Source organism: Streptomyces sp. CO7 (genome assembly GCF_053474865.1).
The window spans coordinates 477,656-481,542 of record NZ_JBRIOU010000003.1 but is presented as its reverse complement, the minus strand read 5'-3'; the positions used below and the strand labels follow the sequence as shown (position 1 = coordinate 481,542).

At 73.1% G+C, this 3,887-nt stretch carries 4 protein-coding genes; 1 reads left to right on the top strand and 3 read right to left on the bottom strand.

From position 1 onward, the window contains the following. A partial coding sequence (gene uvrC, locus ACOV8S_RS12120) for an excinuclease ABC subunit UvrC (protein WP_448317784.1) occupies window positions 1-1,996 on the bottom strand: 1,996 nt, incomplete at its 3' end. Between the two features lie 26 nt (window positions 1,997-2,022). Continuing rightward, window positions 2,023-2,454, bottom strand: a complete 432-nt coding sequence (locus tag ACOV8S_RS12115; RefSeq protein WP_448317783.1) for a Rieske (2Fe-2S) protein — start codon at window positions 2,452-2,454, stop codon at window positions 2,023-2,025. A 146-nt stretch (window positions 2,455-2,600) separates the two neighbouring features. Here ACOV8S_RS12115 and ACOV8S_RS12110 point away from each other — a divergent pair, with 146 nt between their 5' ends. After that, window positions 2,601-3,509, top strand: coding sequence for a carbohydrate kinase family protein (locus ACOV8S_RS12110; protein ID WP_448317782.1), 909 nt, complete (start codon window positions 2,601-2,603; stop codon window positions 3,507-3,509). Between the two features lie 9 nt (window positions 3,510-3,518). Here ACOV8S_RS12110 and ACOV8S_RS12105 read toward each other — a convergent pair. Beyond that, a partial coding sequence (locus ACOV8S_RS12105) for a cupin domain-containing protein (RefSeq protein ID WP_448317781.1) occupies window positions 3,519-3,887 on the bottom strand: 369 nt, incomplete at its 5' end.

Genomic DNA, 3,887 nt, shown 5'->3' with positions numbered 1-3,887 from the left:
GGCGGGGCGCGGGCGGCGGCGGGGTGTCGTCCAGGATCTCACCGGTGGCCGTGTTGACGGCGGGACCGCCCGGTACCGCGGCGGCCAGCGCCGCGGCCACCGTCTCCGCCGTCTTGCGGCCTATCCCCGGCACCTCCTGGATCTGCTCGATCGTGGCGGCACGGAGCCGCTTGACCGACCCGAAGTGCTTGAGCAGCGCCTGCTTGCGCGTCTCGCCGAGGCCCGTCACCGTGTCCAGCGGCCCGGACCGCAGCCGCTTGGCCCGCTTGCCTCGCTGGTAGGTGATGGCGAACCGGTGCGCCTCGTCCCGCACCCGCTGCAGCAGGTACAGGCCCTCGCTGGAACGCGGGAGGACCAGCGGGTCCTCCTCGTCGGGGAGCCACACCTCCTCCAGCCGCTTGGCGAGCCCGCAGACGGCCACGTCGTCGATGCCCAGCTCGTCCAGCGCCCGCCGCGCCGCCGCCACCTGCGGACGCCCGCCGTCGACCACCACCAGCTGCGGCGGGTACGCGAAGCGCCGCGGCCGGCCGTCCTCCTCCGCCACGGAGGCCGTCACCTCGCCGCCGACCGCGCCCTCGGCCCACTCGCCGGTGCGCTCCTTCTCGGCCAGGTAGCGCCGGAACCTGCGGAAGATGACCTCGTGCATGGAGCGGACGTCGTCCTGCCCCTCGAACCCCTTGATCTCGAAGCGCCGGTACTCGCTCTTGCGCTGCAGACCGTCCTCGAAGACGACCATGGACGCGACCACGTCCTCGCCCTGCAGGTGGGAGATGTCGTAGCACTCGATGCGCAGCGGCGCGCTGTCCAGTCCGAGCGCCTCGGCGATCTCCTCCAAGGCCCGGGAGCGGGTGGTCAGGTCGGAGGCGCGCTTGGTCTTGTGCAGCGCGAGCGCCTGCTGGGCGTTGCGCGTCACCGTCTCCATCAGGGCCTTCTTGTCACCCCGCTGCGGCACCCGCAGCGAGGTGTGGGAGCCGCGGCGCTCGGCCAGCCAGTCCTGCACCGGCTCCAGCGGCTCGGGCAGGGCGGTGACCAGCACCTCGCGGGGGACCGCGTCGCCGGCCTCCTCGCCGTACAGCTGCTGCAGGGCGTGCTCGACGAGGTCGCCGGTGGTGACGGCCTCCACCTTGTCGGTGACCCAGCCGCGCTGGCCGCGGATGCGGCCGCCGCGGACGTGGAAGATCTGGACGGCGGCCTCCAGCTCGTCCTCGGCGACCGCCACCAGGTCGGCGTCGGTGGCGTCGGCGAGCACCACCGCGCTCTTCTCCATGGCCTTGCGCAGCGCGCCGATGTCGTCGCGCAGCCGGGCGGCGCGCTCGTACTCCATGTCCTCGGCGGCGATCGTCATCTGCTGCTCGAGGCGGCGGACGTAGGTGCCGGTGCGGCCGCCCATGAAGTCGCAGAACTCCTCGGCGAGGTCGCGGTGGTCCTCGGGGGAGATCCGGCCGACGCAGGGCGCCGAGCACTTGTCGATGTAGCCGAGCAGGCAGGGCCGCCCGGTGCGGGCGGCGTTCTTGTAGACGCCGGCGGAGCAGGTGCGGACCGGGAAGACGCGCAGCAGCAGGTCCACGGTGTCGCGGATCGCCCAGGCGTGGCCGTAGGGGCCGAAGTAGCGCACGCCCTTCTTCTTGGCGCCGCGCATCACCTGGACGCGGGGGATCTCCTCGTTCATCGTCACCGCGAGGTAGGGGTAGCTCTTGTCGTCGCGGTACTTGACGTTGAACCGGGGGTCGAACTCCTTGATCCAGGTGTACTCCAGCTGGAGCGCCTCGACCTCGGTGGAGACCACCGTCCATTCCACGGACGCGGCCGTGGTGACCATGGACCGGGTCCGGGGGTGCAGGTTGGCGAGGTCCTGGAAGTAGCTGGACAGCCGCTGGCGCAGGCTCTTCGCCTTGCCGACGTAGATCACCCGGCGGTGCTCGTCGCGGAAGCGGTACACCCCGGGGGTGTCCGGAATCTCCCCCGGCCGGGGGCGGTAGCTGGAGGGGTCGGCCATGCCCCCAACCCTACTGGGGGGCAGTGTCAGGACGCCTGGGCCGTGACGATCTTGCCGTTCTCGACCTTCACGGGCACTTCGGTGAGCGGAACCGTCGCCGGCGGGTTGACCACCTGACCGTTTTCGGCGTCGAACTGGCTGCCGTGACAGGCACAAGTGATCGTGGTGCCGTCCAGCTCGGTCATGGCGCAGCCGGCGTGGGTGCAGACGGTGCTCCAGGCCTTGAGCGCACCGTCGTCGCCGCGGCTGACCACGACCTTCTGCTTCGCGAAGAGCTTGGTGCCGCCCTTGGGGACGTCGCTGTCCGCACCGAGCTCGACGCCGGGCTCCACCGCGCCGCCGGAGGAGTCGTTGCCGTTGCCCGCGCCGCCGCAGGCCACCAGTCCCAGGCCGGCGACGGGGGTGAGCGCGGCGCCGCGCAGGACGGTACGTCGGCGGAGGTCGTCGCTGCCGGACATGCGGGGGCTCCCCTGGTCTGCGTGGAGGTCGAACAGGCCAGACGATACCGGGGGCCCCGTGGTGTGCGAGCGTGGGGCCGTGCCCCCGTCGGCCCCTCCGGCGCGGGTCGTGCCTTGCGTCGTCCCCTCCGCAGAAGGAGCCGCCCGTGTTCGTCGTCGCCGGTGAGGCCCTGATCGACCTGGTGCCCCAGCAGCGTGGGCCGCTCTCGCCGTTGCGCCCGGCGCCCGGTGGCGGCCCGTACAACACCGCGGTGGCCCTGGGGCGGCTGGGCGCCGAGGTGGCGTTCTGCTCGCGCCTCTCCACGGACGGGTACGGGGAGGCGCTGCTGGGCGGGCTGCGGGAGTCGGGGGTGGACACCGGGCCGGTGCAGCGGGGGACGGAGCCGACCACGCTGGCGCTGGCGCTGCTGGACGACTCCGGGTCCGCGTCGTACTCGTTCTACGTCGAGGGCACCGCGGACCGGCTCTTCCAGGCGCCCGGGCGGCTGCCGGAGGGGACCCGGGCGGTGTCCTTCGGCACCTGCTCGCTGGTGCTGGAGCCGGGGGCGAGCGCGTACGAGGAGTTGCTGCTGGCGAGCGCGGCGAGGGGGCTGTTCACCGTGCTGGACCCGAACATCCGGGCGGGCCTGATCCCCTCCCCCGCCGCGTACCGCGCGCGGTTCCGCTCCTGGCTCCCGGCGGTCACGCTGCTGAAGCTGTCCGAGGAGGACGCCGACTGGCTGGGCGGCACACCGCGGGAGTGGGCCGCGGCGGGGCCGGGGGCGGTGGTCCTCACCCGCGGCGCCGAGGGCCTGGGCGTGGTCACCGCCGCCGGTCTCGAGGTCGCGGTGCCCGCGCCGCGGGTCGAGGTGGCCGACACCATCGGCGCGGGCGACACCGTCACGGCGGCCCTGCTGCACGGACTGGCGCTGCGGGACGCCCTCTCCCCCGCCGCCCTCGCCGCCCTCACTCTTGACGACTGGCACGACCTCCTCGCCCTCGCCGCCCGCGCGGCCGCCCTCACCTGCACCCGCCCGGGGGCCCAGCCGCCGACCGCCGCCGAACTGGGCCTGTAGGAGGCTCCGTCAGGCCAGGTCCTCCGCCGGCTTGCTCATCGGTCCGCCCGCGTCACCGGTGTTGAGCGTTCCGGCAGGCTCGACCAGGAGGATCGCGGTCTCCTCGTGGGCCACGGGGCAGTGCTCCACACCGCGCGGGACGACGAACAGCTCCCCGGGTTCCAGCACCACGTCGCCGTCGTGGAGCTGGATCGTGAGCCGTCCCGCGACGACCAGGAACAGCTCGTCGGTGTCCTCATGGGTGTGCCATACGAACTCCCCCCGAAGCTTGGCGACCTTTACCTCGTAGTCGTTGAGCACGGCGATGCGTTTCTGCGACCACAGCTCACTGAACTGCGACAGCCTCTCGGCGATGTTCACGGCCGCGGGGGCGGGGGT

Coding starts and splice junctions, on each gene's coding strand:
- ACOV8S_RS12115 (WP_448317783.1), bottom strand. CDS start 2,454: ATGTCCGGCAGCGACGACCTCCGCCGACGTACCGTCCTGCGCGGCGCC.